Here is a 16,821-nt window from a genome sequence, read left to right on the forward strand (position 1 = left end):
GCCGCGCCGACGTGTGACCAAGGTCTCGGCCGCGAACCGCCCATGCGGTGGCAAGGTGGACGAGGCGGTGGGGGGAGCCCACCGCACACCGATCACACCAGCGAGCTGCCATGACCGCGACCTCCGCCACCGCCACCCGCATCCGGACCCGCACGGGCGGGCCCGGGGACGACGGCCCGAAGATCGTCGAGCACGTGATGGGCTGGACCCTGGTCGTGGTCGTCGCGATGCTGGTGGCCCAGCTGGGTCTGCTGTGACCTGATCCGCCGGTCGATTCTGTCGATCAGAGTCGAACAAGCTGGTGGTGAGGGTCTGCGATACTGCGGTTGTCCCGCTGGCAGTTGGAGACCAGGACCGAAATTGAATAGCAGTCAACAGCGTGGCGTCGAACCGTCGAGGGCTCGCGGCACCGACCGTTCGCTGGCGCGCCGCGCCGAACTCATCTCCATCGGGCGCAAGTTGTTCGCCGACACGTCGTACGACACGTTGTCCATGGACGACATCGCGCGTCAGGCGCACGTGGCCAAGGGACTGATCTACTACTACTTCAAGTCCAAGCGCGGCTACTACCTCGCGATCGTTGAGGACTCGGTGGCCGATCTGATCACGTTCGCGGCGAGCGGGCTGCAACTGCCGCCCGTCGAACGGGTGCACAGGACCATAGACTGCTATCTCCGGTACGCGGAGGACAACCAGGCCGCCTACCGCACCATCGTCAGTGGCGGTGTCGGCTTCGACACCCAGGTCCACGCGATCCGGGACGGCGTCCGCGAGGCGATCGTCGCCACCATCGCGGAGGGCGCGTACGGCAGGACGGACATCGAACCGGTCGCCCGCATGGGCCTGTTCGGCTGGGTGTGCGCGGTCGAGGGCGCCACGCTGGACTGGATCGACCGCCCCGAACTGCCCCGCGACACCATGCGCGACCTGCTGGTCAAGATGCTGGGCGGCTCGCTGCGCGCCATCGAGGAGCTGGCCCCGGCCTATCTCGCGCCGGAGCCCGCCCGCCGGGACGCCTGAGCGCTCCAGGGTCCGGGGACACCCCGGCGACGCACTCGGGGTGGGGGTCCGCCGACCGACCCCCACCCCAAGTCCCCCGTCACGGCGGTTACTTGATCGCCTTGATCAGCTCGCCGTCGGCGGTGTCGCCGCTCAGCTCCCAGAAGAAGGTGCCGCCGAGGCCCTGCGCGTGCTTGTACGCCATCTTCCCCCTGATGGTCCGCGGGGTGTCGTAACTCCACCAGTCGTCACCGCACTTGGCGTACGCGGTGCCGCCGACGACCCCGTTGGCCGGGCACGTCTTCTTGAGCACCTTGTAGTCCTCGTAGCCCGCCTCGTACGTCCCCGCGGCGGGGCCGGTCGCCGTGCCGCCGGGCGCCGACCGGGTCACCCCCGTCCAGCCGCGGCCGTAGAAGCCGATGCCGAGCAGCAGCTTGGAGGACGGGATGCCGAGGCTCTTCAGCTTCTGGATGGTGGCGGCGGTGTTGAAGTGCTTGTCGGCGATGCCCGGGTAGGGGTAGAGCGGCGAGTGCGGGGCGGTGGTCGCGTCCCAGGAGCCGAAGTAGTCGTAGGTCATCGGGTTGTACCAGTCGACGTACTTCGCGGCGCCCGCGTAGTCCGCCGCGTCGATCTTGCCGCCGGGCTTGGCGTCGGCCGTGATCGCCGCGGTGACGAGCTCCTTCTTGCCGAATCGTTTGCGCAGTGCGGCCATCAGGTCCTCGAAGGACTCGCTGCCGCTGGTGTCGCAGGTGAGACCGCAGGCGTTGGGGTACTCCCAGTCGATGTCGATCCCGTCGAAGACGTCCTTCCACCGGGAGTTCTCGACGAGGTCGTAGCAGGAGTTCGCGAAGGCCACCGGGTCCTTCGCCGCCTCACCGAAGCCGCCGGACCAGGTCCAGCCGCCGAACGACCAGACGATCTTGAGGTTGGGGTGCAGCTTCTTCAGCTTGCGCAGCTGGTTGAAGTTGCCGCTGAGCGGCTGGTCCGCGGTGTCCGCGACGCCGTCCACGGACTCCTCGGCGGTGAACGGCTTGTCGGTGTCCGCCCAGGGGTCGCCGAGGGAGCACTTGCCGTCGACGACGTTTCCGAAGGCGTAGTTGATGTGCGTGAGCTTCTTCGCCGAGCCGGAGGTCTCGATGTTCTTGACGTAGTACTTGCGGCCGTAGATGCCCCAGTCGATGAAATAGCCGACGACCTTGGAAGGGGCCGTGCCGGGCGTGCGCTGCGGGGAGCCGGCCTCCGCCGGGGTGGCGGTCGCGGTGCCGGCTCCGGCGAGCAGTCCAGCGCCGAGGGTGGCGCAACACGTGGCGGCGACAAGCGTCCTGACGGGGACGCGGGGGCTGTGCGGTCTGAGCATCGTGACTCCGGGGGAGGGGAGCGGGACGGGGAGGGTCCTGCCTGGACCTGCTGTGCCGAGGGGGGTGAACGCGGTGTCGCGTTGTTGGGGGAGAACGTAGAGGACTAGACCACTGGGGTCAATGGTTCGGACCAATTTGGGCGGGGGTGTGGCGGGCTCGGAACGTGCCCGGACGAACGGTCGTCAACCGGTGACTCGCTGCGCCGGATCGGGCATACTTCCAGCGCCACCGCCGCTGATCAGCGGCTTCCGTGATCCGGAGGAGGACCATCGGCTGTGGCACGTGTGCCCCGGCGGCACCACCTCATCCCCGGTGCGTGTCCGCCGCCGTGCCCTACAGGGAGGAGAGCGTCGCCATGCCCGAGCGCGCCGCGCAGCCGGTGGACCGTCAACTGCCCACGGAGGAGGCCCGGGATCTGATCTCGCTCGTCCGTGAGATCGCGCAGCGGGAGATCGCCCCGCACGCGGCGGCGGAGGAGGACGCCGGCCGCTTCCCTCGCGAACTCTTCGGTCTGCTCTCCGAGTCGGGACTGCTCGGCCTGCCGTACGACGCGGAACACGGCGGCGGGGGCCAGCCTTACGAGGTCTATCTGCAGGCGCTGGAAGAACTCGCCATGGCCCGTCTCACGGTCGGCCTCGGGGTCAGCGTCCACACCCTGGCCTGTCACGCTCTGGCCGACTACGGGACCAAGGAGCAGCGGGCCGAGCATCTGCCGGCGATGCTGGGCGGCCGTCTGCTCGGCGCGTACTGCCTCTCCGAGCCCTCGTCCGGCTCGGACGCCGCGTCCCTGCGGACCAAGGCGGTGCGGGACGGCGAGGGTTGGGTGATCAGCGGCACCAAGGCATGGATCACCCACGGCGGCATCGCCGATTTCTGCACGGTGATGGCCCGTACGGGCGGCGAGGGCTCCGGTTCCCGGGGCATCACGGCCTTCCTGGTGCCGGGGGACGCCGCGGGGCTGAGCGCCGCGGCACCGGAGAAGAAGATGGGCATGAAGGGCTCACCCACCGCGCAGCTCTACTTCGACGGGGTGCGCGTCGCCGACAGCAGGCGTATCGGTGAGGAGGGTCAGGGCTTCGCGATCGCCCTGTCCGCGCTCGACTCCGGGCGGCTCGGCATCGCGGCCTGCGCGATCGGCGTGGCTCAGGCGGCACTGGACGAAGCGGTCGCCTACGCCACCGGACGGCAGCAGTTCGGACGCCCGATCTCCGACTTCCAGGGGCTGCGCTTCATGCTCGCCGACATGGCGACACAGGTGGAGGCGGGACGCGCGCTCTACCTCTCGGCCGCACGACTGCGCGACGCGGGCAGGCCGTTCTCCAAGCAGGCGGCCATGGCGAAGCTGCTGTGCACCGACGCCGCGATGAAGGTCACCACGGACGCCGTCCAGATCCTCGGCGGGTACGGCTACACGGCGGACTTCCCCGTCGAGCGGTACATGCGCGAGGCCAAGGTGCTCCAGATCGTCGAGGGCACCAATCAGATCCAGCGGATGGTCATCGCCCGTCACCTCGCGGGGCCCGAGTCACGCTGAACGAACCACGGAAGAAGTCGGGCGCCCCGAGCGGGTCCGCGCGGGTGCCGAACTGGTCGAGACCGCTGGGCGGCGTCACCAGTTGCACCCATTCCGGATCGTGACGCCCCGGCAGGGTGCGGCCCCGTTCTGCCCAAGTCCGCAGCAGAGCACGGTAGATGGGCGGGTCCTGGAGCGGGGCCGACCCTTGCGGAAGCGATTCTGCCGAAGCCGGTACGAAGATGTGACGCCGACTCCCGGTCACCGAAAAAGGTGGGGTCATACCGGGCCAACGCGCACGAGGTCGCGCGGGTCACCGTTCCCGGGAATCGTGTCTGAGTTCGCGCCGGGACCGAACGGGGCAGGGCGGCCTGCCCGCCGGGCACGGAGGCGCTGGGCCCGACCGGGCCCGGGATCAAGCGGCTCGGCGCTGCTCGGCCCGGCTCTGCTCGGGCTGCTGGCGCCGCATCACCGGCACGCGGATCGGGCGCGAGCCCGGGCCACCGACGTGCGAGAAGGGCTGGGTGCGCCAGTCGATGCTCTGCGGGAGCGTCAACAGCAGCGCGGTGTCCTGCTCCTGCGGCTCGACGGACTCGTCCGCCGACCGGGCCTCGCTCGCCGAACGACCGGTGCCGGCACAGGCCGTGAGCCCGAAGGGGTTCCACGGCGAAACGACGCGCGCGTGCTCGGGGAGGCTGTCCTCATCGGACAGCAGGGCGATGGGCTGAGCGCAGTCCGGGCAGATCACCCGGTACATCTCGAAGGTGTCGTACGCGTCGAACTCGTCGTCCGGTTCGACGCCCTCCGGCTCGGGCTCGATGACCGCCTGGAGTCGCTTGGGTGCGGTACGACCAGGGCGCTTAAGACTCTGCATGGGATTCTCCCCCTCGGGCTGGGCCGTGAAGGCACTGCGGCCTCGACCACAGCAAGCACTTCCCGCCCCGTCTCGGGGGTAATCACGAGATCATCACGAAGCCTGTTCGGGTGCTGTGGTCTTCGTCACATGCCGCTCGCAGGTGCCCGACATGGTCCGGCTGTCACCCGTATGGCTCACAGGCGGCTCGCAGGCACATCACGAACCGGTCATGACCTGCGCCGCTCAGGTATCGCAGGAGATCAAGCGCCCTGTAGGTTCTTGCGCCATGGAGGAGCTGGACCGACAGATCGTGCAGCTGCTCGTCGCGGACGGGCGGATGAGCTACACCGACCTGGGCAAGGCCACGGGCCTGTCCACGTCGGCGGTGCATCAGCGGGTGCGCCGACTCGAGCAGCGTGGCGTCATCCGGGGCTATGCCGCGGTCGTCGACCCGGAGGCCGTCGGGCTGCCGATGACCGCGTTCATCTCGGTCAAACCGTTCGATCCCAGCGCCCCCGACGACATCGCCGAACGCCTCGCGGGCGTCCCGGAGATCGAGGCCTGCCACAGCGTCGCCGGCGACGAGAACTACATTCTCAAGGTCCGCGTGGCGACCCCGCACGAGCTGGAGGAGCTGCTGGCGCGCCTGCGGTCGCTCGCCGGCGTCTCGACGCGGACGACGGTGGTGCTGTCGACCCCGTACGAGGCCAGGCCCCCGAGAATCTGACGGCGCGGCTCGGCACGGCCGCCGCCGGACGTTTCCTCGGCCGCCTGCCGCCTGCCGCCTGCCGCCTGCCGCCTGCCGCCTGCCGCCTGCCGCCTGCCGCCTGCCGCCTGCCGCCTGCCGCTCGTCTGTTCGCTGCCGGCGGCTCATCGCTGTGGGCGATCCTTCCGCGCTGCGGGCCGGGGTGCACCAGGGCGGCCGACAAGAGGGGGCACCTCCCGCTCGAGCGACGCCGAGAGAGCGGGGGAGGGTGGGCACAGTCGACAGCGCCGGGTGCCGTGGAACACCGGCCCAAGTACGTCGCGGCAGCCGCCGCACGCGAGACTGTCCCCATGAGCGATCGCACCGCCCCGTCGAACACCGTGTTGCTCCGCGGTGGAGAAGTCCACAGCCCCGCCGACCCGTTCGCCACCGCGATGGTCGTGGAGCACGGCCAGATCGCCTGGGTCGGCTCCGAGGGCGCCGCCGACGCCTTCGCGGCCGGCGTCGACGAGGTGGTCGATCTCGAAGGTGCCCTGGTCACCCCGGCGTTCACCGACGCCCATGTGCACACGACCGCCACCGGCCTCGCGCTCACCGGCCTCGACCTCACCGCCGCACCCTCCCTGGAGGCCGCGCTCGTTCTCGTACGGGAATTCGCCGCCGCCCGACCCGCCGACCGCGTCCTCCTCGGCCACGGCTGGGACGCCGCCCGCTGGCCCGGGGGCCGCCCCCCGACCCGCGCCGAACTCGACGAGGCCACCGGCGGGCGCCCGCTCTACCTGAGCCGGATCGACGTCCACTCGGCCGTCGTCACCACCGCCCTGCTGGACCTGGTCACCGGCGCCGACGCCTTCGAGGACGGCCCGCTCACCCGCGACGCCCACCACGCCGTACGCGCCACCGCGCTCGGCGCCATCACCCCCGCCCAGCGCATCGAGGCCCAGCGCGCCGCCCTCGCCCACGCCGCCTCCCTCGGCATCGGCTCGCTCCATGAGTGCGCGGGCCCCGAGATCTCCTCCGAGGACGACTTCACAGGGCTGCTGCGGCTCTCCGCAGAGGAGCCCGGCCCGCGCGTCGTCGGCTACTGGGCGGAGCGCGACGTGGAGAAGGCGCGCGCCCTCGGCGCGATCGGCGCCGCCGGCGACCTCTTCGTCGACGGCGCCCTCGGCTCGCACACGGCGTGCCTGCACGAGCCGTACGCCGACGCCGACCACACCGGCACGGCCTACCTGGACGCCGGCGCCGTCGCCGCCCACGTGGTCGCCTGCACCGAGGCGGGCCTCCAGGCGGGCTTCCACGCCATCGGGGACGCCGCGGTGGCCTCGGTGGTCGAGGGGGTGCGGGCGGCAGCCGAGAAGGTCGGCCTGGCCCGGGTACGGGCTGCCCGGCACCGGGTCGAGCACGCCGAGATGCTCACCCCGGACACCGTCGCCGCGTTCGCCGAACTCGGCCTGACCGCTTCCGTCCAGCCCGCGTTCGACGCGCTGTGGGGCGGGGAGGAGGGCATGTACGCCCAGCGGCTGGGTGTCGACCGTGCCCGCACCCTGAACCCGTTCGCGGCGCTGCTGCGGGCCGGGGTGCCCCTGGCGTTCGGCTCCGACAGTCCGGTCACGGCTCTCGACCCCTGGGGCACCGTCCGGGCGGCGGCCTTCCACCGCACGCCGGAGCACCGGGTCTCGGTGCGCGCCGCGTTCACAGCGCACACACGGGGCGGCTGGCGGGCGATCGGACGCGACGACGCGGGCGTCCTCGTGCCGGGCGCTCCCGCGGACTACGCGGTGTGGCACACCGGCGACCTCGTCGTCCAGGCCCCCGACGACCGCGTCGCCCGCTGGTCCACCGATCCCCGTTCCGGCACCCCCGGCCTGCCCGACCTGAGCCCCGGCTCCGACCTGCCCGTCTGTCTGCGGACCGTGGTCGCGGGGCGCACGGTTTTCGTACGGCCGGGCGAGTGATCTCCCGGGAGGACGCGGAGCCGATCATGGCTCGCCGGGGCACCGCGCGACCTGCGCATCCTCCCCTCCCACCAGGCGTGGGAGGCAATCTTCGCAGGTCAAACGGTGGTTGACAGTTGGCGCCAGGGGGCGGGTAGGTTCTGCCGGGTCCACCACCGGACGTCCGACCGGGGAACTTCCGCGCGGTCGTCGAAGCGCCGCTGGGTCAGGGGCGGTGCGCCGCACCGGCGCACCATCACTGGGAGCCAGGCCCAGGGTCCGCGCTCCGGCGAGGGAACGTTCCGGCCCGGTCGGGTAGGTGCGACCCGGGTGGGGCCCGGACGCTCAGTAGACAACGGCTTTCGGTCGACCCGCAGCCAGCGGGCCCCAGGTCGGCCCGAAGGGCGTCGGGCCCCCATCCGTCGCGGGTGACTTCCCGCTCCGCCCGCCGCCTCGCAGGACGGTACGAGGTCCGCTGTGGCGGCGCACGGGCTACGCAGAGCGCGCTCCCGCACACCTCCTGTTGAATCGACACCCCTCTGGACACCGGCCGACACTCCATTGCAGGCCGCGGCCACTATGGTGGTCCCCTGCGTACGGAGGACTTGAAGGGGCAGCAGTGAACGACGGCGACGGGACCCTCGCGGCTCAAGGCCAGGAGAGGCGGTTCGGCCCGCTCGGCACGGCCTTGGTGATCATCCCGACCTACAACGAGGCGGAGAACATCAAGGCGATCGTGGGCCGGGTGCGCAAGGCCGTTCCCGAGGCGCACGTCCTGGTGGCCGACGACAACAGCCCCGACGGCACCGGCAAGCTCGCCGACGAACTGGCCGTCGAGGACGACCAGGTCCAGGTGCTGCACCGCAAGGGCAAGGAGGGGCTCGGCGCGGCCTATCTCGCGGGCTTCCGCTGGGGCATGGAGAACGGCTACGGCGTCCTCATCGAGATGGACGCCGACGGCTCGCACCAGCCCGAGGAGCTGCCCCGGCTGCTCACCGCGCTCAAGGGCGCCGACCTCGTCCTCGGTTCCCGCTGGGTGCCGGGCGGGCGCGTGGTGAACTGGCCCAGATCCCGCGAGTTCATCTCCCGCGGCGGCAGCCTCTACTCCCGGGTGCTGCTCGACGTCCCCGTGCGTGACGTCACCGGCGGCTACCGGGCGTTCCGCCGCGAGACCCTCGAAGGGCTCGGCCTCGACGAGGTCGCCTCCCAGGGGTACTGCTTCCAGGTCGACCTCGCCCGCCGCGCGATCAAGGCGGGCTACCACGTGGTCGAGGTGCCCATCACCTTCGTCGAGCGCGAACTGGGCGACTCCAAGATGAGCCGTGACATCCTCGTCGAGGCGCTCTGGCGGGTCACGGCGTGGGGCGTGGGGGAGCGGGTCGGCAAGGTGCTGGGGCGGGACGACCGAAAGCCCTGATCATCCCCTTATCCCGTGCTGAGCCGGGTCCAGGCACACTGGGAGCATGACGACTGGCGTTCCGTCCTCGACCCACTCTGCCCGGCCCCGGCGTTCCCGGCTGCGCACGTTCCTGCCGCTGGGCGTCGCCGCATGGCTGGTGCTGGAGATCTGGTTGCTCACGGTGGTCGCGGGCGCGGCCGGCGGGTTCACGGTCTTCCTGCTGCTCGTGGCCGGCTTCGCCGGCGGCTCGGCCGTGGTGAAGCGGGCCGGGCGGCGGGCGTTCCGCGTGCTGTCCGAGACGCTGCAACAGCAGCAGGGCGGGGCGGCGGCCGGGGGGCCCGGATCCGGCTCCGCCTCCGGCTCCGGAAAAAGCGAGGGCAACGGCTTCCTGATGCTGGGCGGCCTGCTGCTCATGCTGCCCGGGCTGGTCTCGGACGCGGTGGGGCTGGTGCTGTTGATCCCGCCGGTGCAGAGGGCGTTGGGGCGCTACACGGAGCGGACCTTCGAGCGGAAGATCCGTGAGGCGAGTTCGGGTTCTCTCGGGGACGCCTTCCAGCAGGCGCGGATGCACCGGCCCGACGGCAAGGTCGTGCAGGGGGAGGTCATCCGGAACGACGAGGGCTCCGGGGGTGCCGGGGGTTCCGGAGACCTGCCGCCGCGTCCGCCGCTGAGTCGCTGAGACGCGTGAGCTGCGCCCCTATGACCCCCATCCGCGGGTCCTGTGGGGGCTGATCGCTCAGCTCCCCGCGCCCCTTAAGGGCCTTAGGCCCTCGGGGCCGAAAAAGCAGGGGCGCAGCCCCGCTTTTTCAGGGGCGCGGGGAACTGCGCGAGAAGCCCCCACCCACCCGCACCCGACATCGCACCACCACGCACCACGCACATCGCACGTCAAAGACCGCGGGCGCCGTACAAGTTCGTACGGCGCTCGCGGTCATCGGTTGCGCTGTCGGTCCGCCCGGCCCCGGAGGGGTTACGCGGACTTGCGGCTGTCTCGCGGATGTACCGCGATGTTCATCGCGCCGGAGCGGAGAACCGCCAGGCGCTCTTCGAGGACCTCTTCGAGTTCCTCACGGGTGCGCCGCTCCATCAGCATGTCCCAATGCGTACGCGCGGGCTTGGCCTTCTTCTCCTCAGGGCCGTCGCCGTCCACGAGGAGTGCCTGGGCCCCGCAGACCTTGCACTCCCACTCCGGCGGAATCTCCGCCTCGACCGAGAAGGGCATCTCGAAGCGGTGCCCCTTCTCGCATGCGTACTCCACGGCCTGGCGCGGAGCCAAGTCGATGCCGCGGTCCGTCTCGTAGCTGGTCACCACGAGGCGCGTGCCGCGAAGAGCTCGCTCACTCATGAATCGTGCCTCCCGGGCTTGTCGCCCACAGGACAGGTGTCGCTGTCGTCGTCATCCGGTCAACGTCCGGTCGGCGGTAAAGATTCCCGTTCCGTGTCCCGTTCCGGGTCCTGCGTCGCCGTCGTAGCCGCAGCCTTGTCAACCAATTCAGTACCCACCGGCGCCCGGTTTGTCACATCTGGCAGCAGATGTGACACAGCGTTTCGGCATCTTTGACGCGCAGTAACGGTACGCCTGGCAGGCCAAACGCGTACACTACAGCCCTTTCGCTTCCGGCGCTAAATCCTGTCCGGCACGGGATTGCCCGCGTCACTGATCGCCCGGCGCACCGGAACCCTCGTGAGCAGGGCGAAGCCCAGGACGAAGAAGGCCACCAGCGAGATGATCGCGTCCCGATAACTTCCGGTCAGCTGGTAGGTCACGCCGAACAGCAGCGGGCCCAGCCAGCTCATTCCGCGGTCGCTCATCTCGTACGCGGCGAAGTACTCGGCCTCCTTGCCCGATGGGACCAGGTGGGAGAAGAGAGAGCGGGACAGGGCCTGGCTGCCGCCGAGGACCAGGCCGATGCCCGAGGCGAGGACGAAGAACCACAGCGGGGCACTCGCCGGGAGGAAGTATCCGGCGGCGAGGATCAGGGTCCAGGCGACCAGGGAACCGAGGATGGTGCGCTTGGCGCCGTAGCGCCGGGAGAGCCGGCCCATGCCGAGGGCGCCCCCCACCGCCAGGATCTGCACCAGCAGCACGGCCACGATGAGCGTGGACTGCTCCAGGTCGAGCTCCTCGGAGCCGTACACCGAGGCCTGGGAGATCACCGTCTGGATGCCGTCGTTGTAGACGAGGTAGGCGAGGAGGAAGCTCAGGGTCAGCGGGTGGCGCCGCATGTCACGGACGGTCGCCGCCAGTTGACGCAGTCCCGGGGCCGTCGCTCCCGCGGACTCGCCGGCCGGGCGGCGCCGGTCACGCAGACGGTTCAGCGGGATCAGGGTGAAGGCGCCCCACCACAGGCCGGCCGAGGCCAGGCAGATGCGGACCGCCATGCCCTCGGAGATGCCGAAGGACTCGTGGGCGGTGAAGAGGACCAGGTTCCCGACCAGGACCAGGGAGCCGGCCGCGTAGCCGAAGGCCCAGCCCCGGGAGGAGACGGCGTCGCGTTCCTCGGGCGGCGCGATCTGCGGCAGGTAGGAGTTGTAGAGCATCATCGCCACGGACTGCGCCGCGTTCGCCACGACCAGCAGGACACCGCCGAGCAGATAGCGGTCGCCGTCCAGGAAGAACATCCCCGCGGTCGCGGCGGCGCCGACGTAGGCGGTCGCGGCCAGCAGCGGCTTCTTGCGGCCCGTACGGTCGGCGGCCGCGCCCACCAGCGGCATGATCACCACGGCGAGGATCACCGACAGGGACACCGAGTACGCGAAGAAGGAGCCGGCGCGGACCGGTATGCCCAGCGGATGGACGTAGCCGTCCGCGTCGGCGGCGGACTTGGCGACCTCGGTCAGATAAGGGCCGAGGAACACGGTCAGGACGCTGGTCGAGTAGACGGAGCAGGCCCAGTCGTAGAAGTACCAGCCGCGTTGTTCGCGCCGTCTGCCCGCGGCGTCGTCTGCCGCGTCCGTCCGCACGGTGTCGGTGCCCACCCGTGCCCCTCGCTTCCCCGTGAACGGGCCGCGCGAGGGCGTCAGACCCAGGTCCCCCGGTCCTCAAGCACCTTGCGCAGCGTGTCGATGTGATCGGTCATGATGCCATCGACGCCCAGGTCCAGCAGTCGGTGCATACGTTGCGGTTCGTTCACGGTCCAGACGTGCACCTGCAGCCCACGTGCGTGGGCCGCGCGCACGAACCGGTGGTCGACCACGGGCACCCCGGCGTGCGACTCGGGCACCTGCGCCGCGACCGCCGAGCGGCGCACCGTGGCGGGGACGCCCCACGAGCGCAGCCGCAGCCCCAGTACGCCGCTCGTGCCGTACGAGGTGGCCAGGCGCGGACCGGCCAGGCGCTGGGCGCGGGCCACCCGGGACTCGGAGAAGGAGCCGACGCAGACCCGGTCCCAGGATTCCGTGCGGGCGATCAGATTGAGCAGCGGGTGCAGCGCGGGCTCCGCCTTGACGTCCACGTTCCAGCGGACGTCGGGGAACTCTTCGAGCAGTGCCTCGAAGAGGGGGACCGGCTCGACGCCCGCCACACGCGCGCCGCTGATCTCCCTCCACGGCAGATCGGCTATCCGGCCCGCCCCGTCGGTCATCCGGTCCAGGGTCGAGTCGTGGAAGGCGACGAGCTTGCCGTCGAGCGTGGCGTGGACGTCGGTCTCGATGTAGCGGTAGCCCGCCTCCACGGCCCGCCGGAACTGGGCCGTGGTGTTCTCCAGGCCGTCGGCCGCCCCGCCCCGGTGGGCGAAGGCGATCGGGCCCGGGTGGTCGAGGTAGGGGTGGCGTATGAGGGCGGTCACCCGGGAAGTATCGCCCGCTTCGATGGACCGGTGGCAACGACCGTGCTGCCGGATTCCGAGGGCACGGCGAACACACGCAGGAAGAGCTGGGCGAGGGGCCCTATGCAGAGGGCGTAGAGAAGGGTGCCCACCCCGACCGTGCCGCCGAGGGCGAAGCCGGTGGCCAGCACCGCGACCTCCACGGCCGTCCGCATCAGCCGCAGCGAGCGCCCGGTGCGCCGGTGCAGCCCCGTCATCAGGCCGTCACGCGGGCCCGGGCCGAAGCGGGCCGCGATGTAGAGGCCGGTCGCCGCGCCGTTGAGCACGATCCCGGCGGCCAGCAGGGGTATCCGTACGGCCAGGGTGTGCGCCTCCGGTACCAGCGCCAGGGTGGCGTCCATCGCGATGCCCACCACGAAGACGTTGGAGACCGTGCCGAGTCCCGGGCGCTGACGGAGCGGGATCCACAGGAGCAGCACCGCCGCGCCCACGACGATCGACACCACCCCGATGGTCAGCCCGGTCAGCTCAGCCAGGCCCTGGTGGAGGACGTTCCAGGGCTCCAGGCCGAGTCCCGCCCGTACGAGGAGCGCGGAGCTGGCGCCGTACAGCGCGAGCCCGGTGTAGAGCTGGACCAGTCGGCGCCCCCGATGCGGGTGAGCGGCCTCCCGTCCGTCCTGCCGTGTGTCCTGCTGCGGTTCGGACCGCGGTTCGTGCTGTGTGGGCAAGACGTTCCCCCCTGGTGGTGCCGGTGGCCTGACGCATGACACTCTGTGGCTTGGAGAGAGATGGCTTCCATGGCCAATTCGCGGAAGGTGGACTGGAATCATGGCGCAGTGGACTTCGGCGGTCGGTGCGGCCCAGCTCGCCCGGCTGCTCACCTCGCAGCAGGAGCGCCCCGCCGGCCCCGGCACCCGCCGCCCGCCCGCCTACCGCGCGCTCGCCGACGGGATCCGTCTGCTGGTGCTGGAGGGCCGTGTGCCCGTCGCGGCCCGGCTGCCCGCCGAGCGCGAGCTTGCGCTCTCCCTCTCGGTGAGCCGTACGACCGTCGCGGCGGCCTATGAGGCGCTGCGCACGGAGGGGTTCCTGGAGTCCCGGCGGGGCGCGGGCAGTTGGACGGCGGTGCCGGCGGGGAACCCGTTGCCCGCGCGGGGTCTGGAGCCGCTGCCGCCCGAGGCCCTCGGATCGATGATCGACCTGGGGTGCGCCGCCCTGCCCGCGCCCGAGCCCTGGCTCACCCGGGCGGTGCGGGGCGCGTTGGAGGAACTGCCGCCCTACGCCCACACGCACGGCGACTACCCGGCGGGGCTGCCCGCCCTGCGCTCCATGCTCGCCGACCGGTACACCGCGCGCGGCATCCCGACGATGCCCGAGCAGATCATGGTCACCACCGGTGCCATGGGGGCGATGGACGCCATCTGCCATCTGTTCGCCGGGCGGGGTGAGCGGATCGCGGTGGAGTCGCCGTCGTACGCCAACATCCTCCAGCTGATGCGGGAGGCGGGGGCGCGGCTGGTGCCGGTCGCCATGGCGGACGGGCTCGCCGGGTGGGACATGGACCGGTGGCGGCAGGTGCTGCGGGACGCCGCGCCCCGACTGGCGTACGTCGTCGCCGACTTCCACAACCCGACCGGGGCGCTCGCCGACGAGGACCGGCGGCGGGGGCTCGTCGACGCGGCTCGGGGCGCCGGGACGGTGCTGGTCGCCGACGAGACGATGAGCGAGCTGTGGCTCGACGACGACGTGGAGATGCCGCGGCCCGTGTGCGCCTTCGATCCGGCGGGGTCCACGGTGATCACGGTCGGGTCCGCCAGCAAGGCGTTCTGGGCGGGGATGCGGATCGGGTGGGTGCGGGCGGCTCCGGATGTGATCCGGAGTCTGGTCGCGGCCCGGGCGTACGCGGACCTGGGGACGCCGGTGTTGGAGCAGTTGGCCGTGAACTGGCTGATGAGTACCGGGGGTTGGGCGCAGGCCGTGGGGGTGCGCCGGGAGCAGGCCCGGGAGAACCGGGATGCTCTGGTGGCCGCGGTGCGCCGTGAGCTGCCCGACTGGGAGTTCTCGGAGCCCCGGGGCGGACTGACGTTGTGGGTCCGCACCGGCGGGCTCTCCGGGTCGCGGCTCGCGGAGGTGGGGGAGCGGGTGGGGGTCCGGGTGCCCTCCGGACCCCGGTTCGGGGTGGACGGGGCGTTCGAGGGGTATGTGCGGCTGCCGTTCACCGTGGGGGGAGCGGTGGCCGAGGAGGCGGCGGTGCGGCTGGCGGCTGCGGCGCGGTTGGTGCGGGACGGGGCGTCGGGCGGGAGCGAGGGGCCGCGGACGTTCGTGGCGTGAGGGTTCGGATTCGGTCGGCGGGTGCGCGGCGGCTCATCCCCTCAGGCTCCTCCCTCGGCTCACGCGTCCGTTCGATCCGTCCGCTCGGTCCGTCCGCTCGGTCCGTCCGTTCGATCCGTCCCGCTCATCCCTCCGCCGGGGCGGCCTTGGTGAGGGCGTCCGCCAGGGTGGTGTGGGGCGGGAGCAGGTCCAGCACCGCCTGGCGGTGGGCCTCGGGGGTGGTGTCGTCGTACGGGTCGGGAGTGGTCGGGACCTGGAGGCGGAGGGCCGGGGCGGGGCCCAGGCGGGCGTAGCCGCGGCCCGGGGGCATGTCCGGGGTGGGCGTCGTGGGGGGTGCGGCGCCCAGGACCGTCTCGACCTGGCCGGGGGAGGCGGGGCCCAGCACGACACGCGCGCGCGTGTGCTGCCGTACCACCTCCGTGAGGGCGTCCAGGTGGTCGAACTGTTCGGTGATCACGACAGTGACGTCGACCGCGCGGCCGTGCCTGAGGGGGATCTGGAGGAGGGACTGCGGGTCGGGCCGGCCCTCGGCCGCGGCGAGGTGAGTGAGCACGGTGGGGCGGTCGAGGAGGAGCCACAGGGGCCGACGGATGTCGTCCGGCGCCGGAAGCCCCGCCTGACGGGCACGGTTCGTGGCGATCAGCCGGCGCTCCGTCTCCTGGGACGCCCACTCCAGGCTCGCCAGGGCCCCGGAGATCCCGCTCTCCACCGCGAGGACCCCGTCACGGCCGGCCAGGCACGCGTACTCGCCGCTGCCGCCGCCCTCGACGATGACGACGTCGCCGTGCTGGAGCGCCTGGAGGGCGATCGAGCGGAGCAGGGTCGTGGTGCCGCTGCCGGGCTCGCCCACGGCCAGCAGATGAGGCTCGGTGGAGCGGACGCCGGTCCGCCAGACGACCGGCGGCGCGTCCCGCTGCTCCTCGCCGGAGGAGAGGGGGAGCGTGCGCTGGACGTGACTCTCGTCGGTGAAACCGAGGACCGTCTCGCCCGGTGCCGTCACGAAGCGCTGGGCGGTGATGTCGGTGGCGAGCGGGGGGAGGACGGCGACGGTGAGCTCGTTGCCCTCCTCGTCCCAGGTGAAGCGGTACTCGCGGCCGCGGCCCGCCTTGGTGTGCAGCAGCTGCTCGACGCGTGCGCGGGCCTCCGCCTCGCCGTCCGTGAAGTAGGCGGGGTAGCGGATCAGCAGGTGGCAGATCCGGCCCGTGCCGTCGAAGGCGTACGTGGGGAAGGCCTTGTCCCAGGCGCCGCCATGCGCGTAGAGAGGCTCGGGGTCCTCGGAGGCCGAGAAGTAGGGGACCAGGGCCTCGTAGAGGGAGCGCAGTCGCTGGGTCTGGGACTCGTCCGGGCCGACGGGCTCGGCGACGGCGCCCTCGCGGCCCGCCCAGGCTGCCGCCGCCATCAGGGCGATGACGGCGAGCAGCAGGCCGTACGGCACCAGGGTCACAACCAGGACGATCGAGGCCGCGAGGAAGAGCAGTGACCCACGACGGTCCTTCGGGGTCTCGGCCCATCTGCGGCGCCCGGCGGCGACCAGCCGGCGCAGTCCACGCGTGATCGTGATCAACGGGTGGAGGACGTCGGTGGCGCCGTCGGCCGCCGTCCGGGCCAGCTCCCGGCTCCTGGCGAGGTGCGCGCCACCGGTGCTCAGAATGCGGGGGAGGGGGACCCGGGCCACGGCTCTCTCCTGGGGGTGCGTGCGGATGGGGGCGGGGTCAGAACTTGATCCCGCCGAGGAGGCTCGCGAGGCTCTCGCCGCCCGCTGTGATGCTCGGGGCGATGCCCGTGCTGGCGAGGTAGAAGCCGAAGAGCGTGACGACGATGCAGTGCGACGCCTTCAGGCCGTCCTTGCGGAAGAACAGGAAGACGATGACGCCGAGCAGGACGACGCCTGAGATGTTCAGGATCATTTGGGCTCTCCTGGTTGATGGGGACAGTCACCATGAGTTCTTCCAAGGTCACAG

Annotated in this window: 16 protein-coding genes; 8 read left to right on the top strand and 8 right to left on the bottom strand. The window is 71.6% G+C overall.

Annotation, left to right across the window (positions count from 1 at the left end; all coding sequences use genetic code 11):
* Window positions 1-110: 110 nt before the first annotated feature.
* Window positions 111-257 carry an SCO1431 family membrane protein gene (locus GWK25_RS16875; RefSeq protein ID WP_215451025.1) on the top strand — a complete coding sequence of 49 codons (147 nt, stop codon included), beginning with the start codon at window positions 111-113 and terminating at the stop codon, window positions 255-257.
* A 103-nt stretch (window positions 258-360) separates the two neighbouring features.
* Window positions 361-1,020, top strand: coding sequence for a TetR/AcrR family transcriptional regulator (locus tag GWK25_RS16880; protein ID WP_215451026.1), 660 nt, complete (start codon window positions 361-363; stop codon window positions 1,018-1,020).
* Between the two features lie 88 nt (window positions 1,021-1,108).
* Here the strand turns inward: GWK25_RS16880 and GWK25_RS16885 are convergent, their stop codons facing one another.
* Complete coding sequence (locus GWK25_RS16885; protein WP_215451027.1) at window positions 1,109-2,356, bottom strand: glycoside hydrolase family 18 protein; 1,248 nt, start codon at window positions 2,354-2,356, stop codon at window positions 1,109-1,111.
* Window positions 2,357-2,712: 356 nt separating this feature from the next.
* Here GWK25_RS16885 and GWK25_RS16890 point away from each other — a divergent pair, with 356 nt between their 5' ends.
* On the top strand, window positions 2,713-3,891 hold the full coding sequence (locus GWK25_RS16890; protein WP_215451028.1) for an acyl-CoA dehydrogenase family protein: 1,179 nt from the start codon (window positions 2,713-2,715) through the stop codon (window positions 3,889-3,891).
* Window positions 3,892-4,285: 394 nt separating this feature from the next.
* Here the strand turns inward: GWK25_RS16890 and GWK25_RS16895 are convergent, their stop codons facing one another.
* Window positions 4,286-4,744: a hypothetical protein gene (locus GWK25_RS16895; protein ID WP_215451029.1), complete on the bottom strand. Its 459-nt coding sequence runs from the start codon at window positions 4,742-4,744 to the stop codon at window positions 4,286-4,288.
* A 268-nt stretch (window positions 4,745-5,012) separates the two neighbouring features.
* Here GWK25_RS16895 and GWK25_RS16900 point away from each other — a divergent pair, with 268 nt between their 5' ends.
* The 4 genes from GWK25_RS16900 (at window position 5,013) to fxsA (ending at window position 9,444) form a co-directional block, all read left to right on the top strand.
* Window positions 5,013-5,453, top strand: coding sequence for an Lrp/AsnC family transcriptional regulator (locus GWK25_RS16900; protein ID WP_033532524.1), 441 nt, complete (start codon window positions 5,013-5,015; stop codon window positions 5,451-5,453).
* Between the two features lie 329 nt (window positions 5,454-5,782).
* Complete coding sequence (locus GWK25_RS16905; RefSeq protein WP_215451030.1) at window positions 5,783-7,387, top strand: amidohydrolase; 1,605 nt, start codon at window positions 5,783-5,785, stop codon at window positions 7,385-7,387.
* Window positions 7,388-7,985: 598 nt separating this feature from the next.
* Window positions 7,986-8,783, top strand: a complete 798-nt coding sequence (locus GWK25_RS16910; RefSeq protein ID WP_215451031.1) for a polyprenol monophosphomannose synthase — start codon at window positions 7,986-7,988, stop codon at window positions 8,781-8,783.
* 46 nt (window positions 8,784-8,829) lie between these two features.
* Window positions 8,830-9,444 carry an FxsA family membrane protein gene (gene fxsA, locus GWK25_RS16915; protein ID WP_215451032.1) on the top strand — a complete coding sequence of 205 codons (615 nt, stop codon included), beginning with the start codon at window positions 8,830-8,832 and terminating at the stop codon, window positions 9,442-9,444.
* 291 nt (window positions 9,445-9,735) lie between these two features.
* Here fxsA and GWK25_RS16920 read toward each other — a convergent pair whose 3' ends face one another.
* The 4 genes from GWK25_RS16920 to GWK25_RS16935 all read right to left on the bottom strand — a co-directional run bounded on the left by GWK25_RS16920 (window position 9,736) and on the right by GWK25_RS16935 (window position 13,170).
* Window positions 9,736-10,110 (bottom strand): RNA polymerase-binding protein RbpA, encoded by a 375-nt coding sequence (locus GWK25_RS16920; RefSeq protein ID WP_003977404.1) that lies wholly within the window; start codon window positions 10,108-10,110, stop codon window positions 9,736-9,738.
* A 278-nt stretch (window positions 10,111-10,388) separates the two neighbouring features.
* On the bottom strand, window positions 10,389-11,744 hold the full coding sequence (locus GWK25_RS16925) for an MFS transporter (RefSeq protein ID WP_215451033.1): 1,356 nt from the start codon (window positions 11,742-11,744) through the stop codon (window positions 10,389-10,391).
* 41 nt (window positions 11,745-11,785) lie between these two features.
* Window positions 11,786-12,553, bottom strand: coding sequence for a glycerophosphodiester phosphodiesterase (locus GWK25_RS16930; RefSeq protein WP_215451034.1), 768 nt, complete (start codon window positions 12,551-12,553; stop codon window positions 11,786-11,788).
* Window positions 12,550-13,170 carry a YitT family protein gene (locus GWK25_RS16935; RefSeq protein WP_215457402.1) on the bottom strand — a complete coding sequence of 207 codons (621 nt, stop codon included), beginning with the start codon at window positions 13,168-13,170 and terminating at the stop codon, window positions 12,550-12,552. Before GWK25_RS16935 ends, GWK25_RS16930 begins: the two co-directional genes overlap by 4 nt.
* A 190-nt stretch (window positions 13,171-13,360) precedes the next feature.
* Between GWK25_RS16935 and GWK25_RS16940 the strand changes: the two genes are divergently transcribed.
* The gene (locus tag GWK25_RS16940) at window positions 13,361-14,860 is read left to right on the top strand and encodes a PLP-dependent aminotransferase family protein (RefSeq protein ID WP_215451035.1); all 1,500 of its coding nucleotides are present in this window, start codon (window positions 13,361-13,363) and stop codon (window positions 14,858-14,860) included.
* 124 nt (window positions 14,861-14,984) lie between these two features.
* Here the strand turns inward: GWK25_RS16940 and GWK25_RS16945 are convergent, their stop codons facing one another.
* Complete coding sequence (locus tag GWK25_RS16945) at window positions 14,985-16,535, bottom strand: hypothetical protein (RefSeq protein ID WP_215451036.1); 1,551 nt, start codon at window positions 16,533-16,535, stop codon at window positions 14,985-14,987.
* A gap of 37 nt (window positions 16,536-16,572) precedes the next feature.
* A complete protein-coding gene (locus tag GWK25_RS16950; protein ID WP_005485586.1) occupies window positions 16,573-16,767 on the bottom strand; it encodes a hypothetical protein in 195 nt (64 codons plus the stop codon).
* Between the last annotated feature and the right edge of the window lie 54 nt (window positions 16,768-16,821).

Source organism: Streptomyces sp. ATCC 21386 (genome assembly GCF_018728545.1).
Classification (GTDB): Bacteria; Actinomycetota; Actinomycetes; order Streptomycetales; family Streptomycetaceae; genus Streptomyces.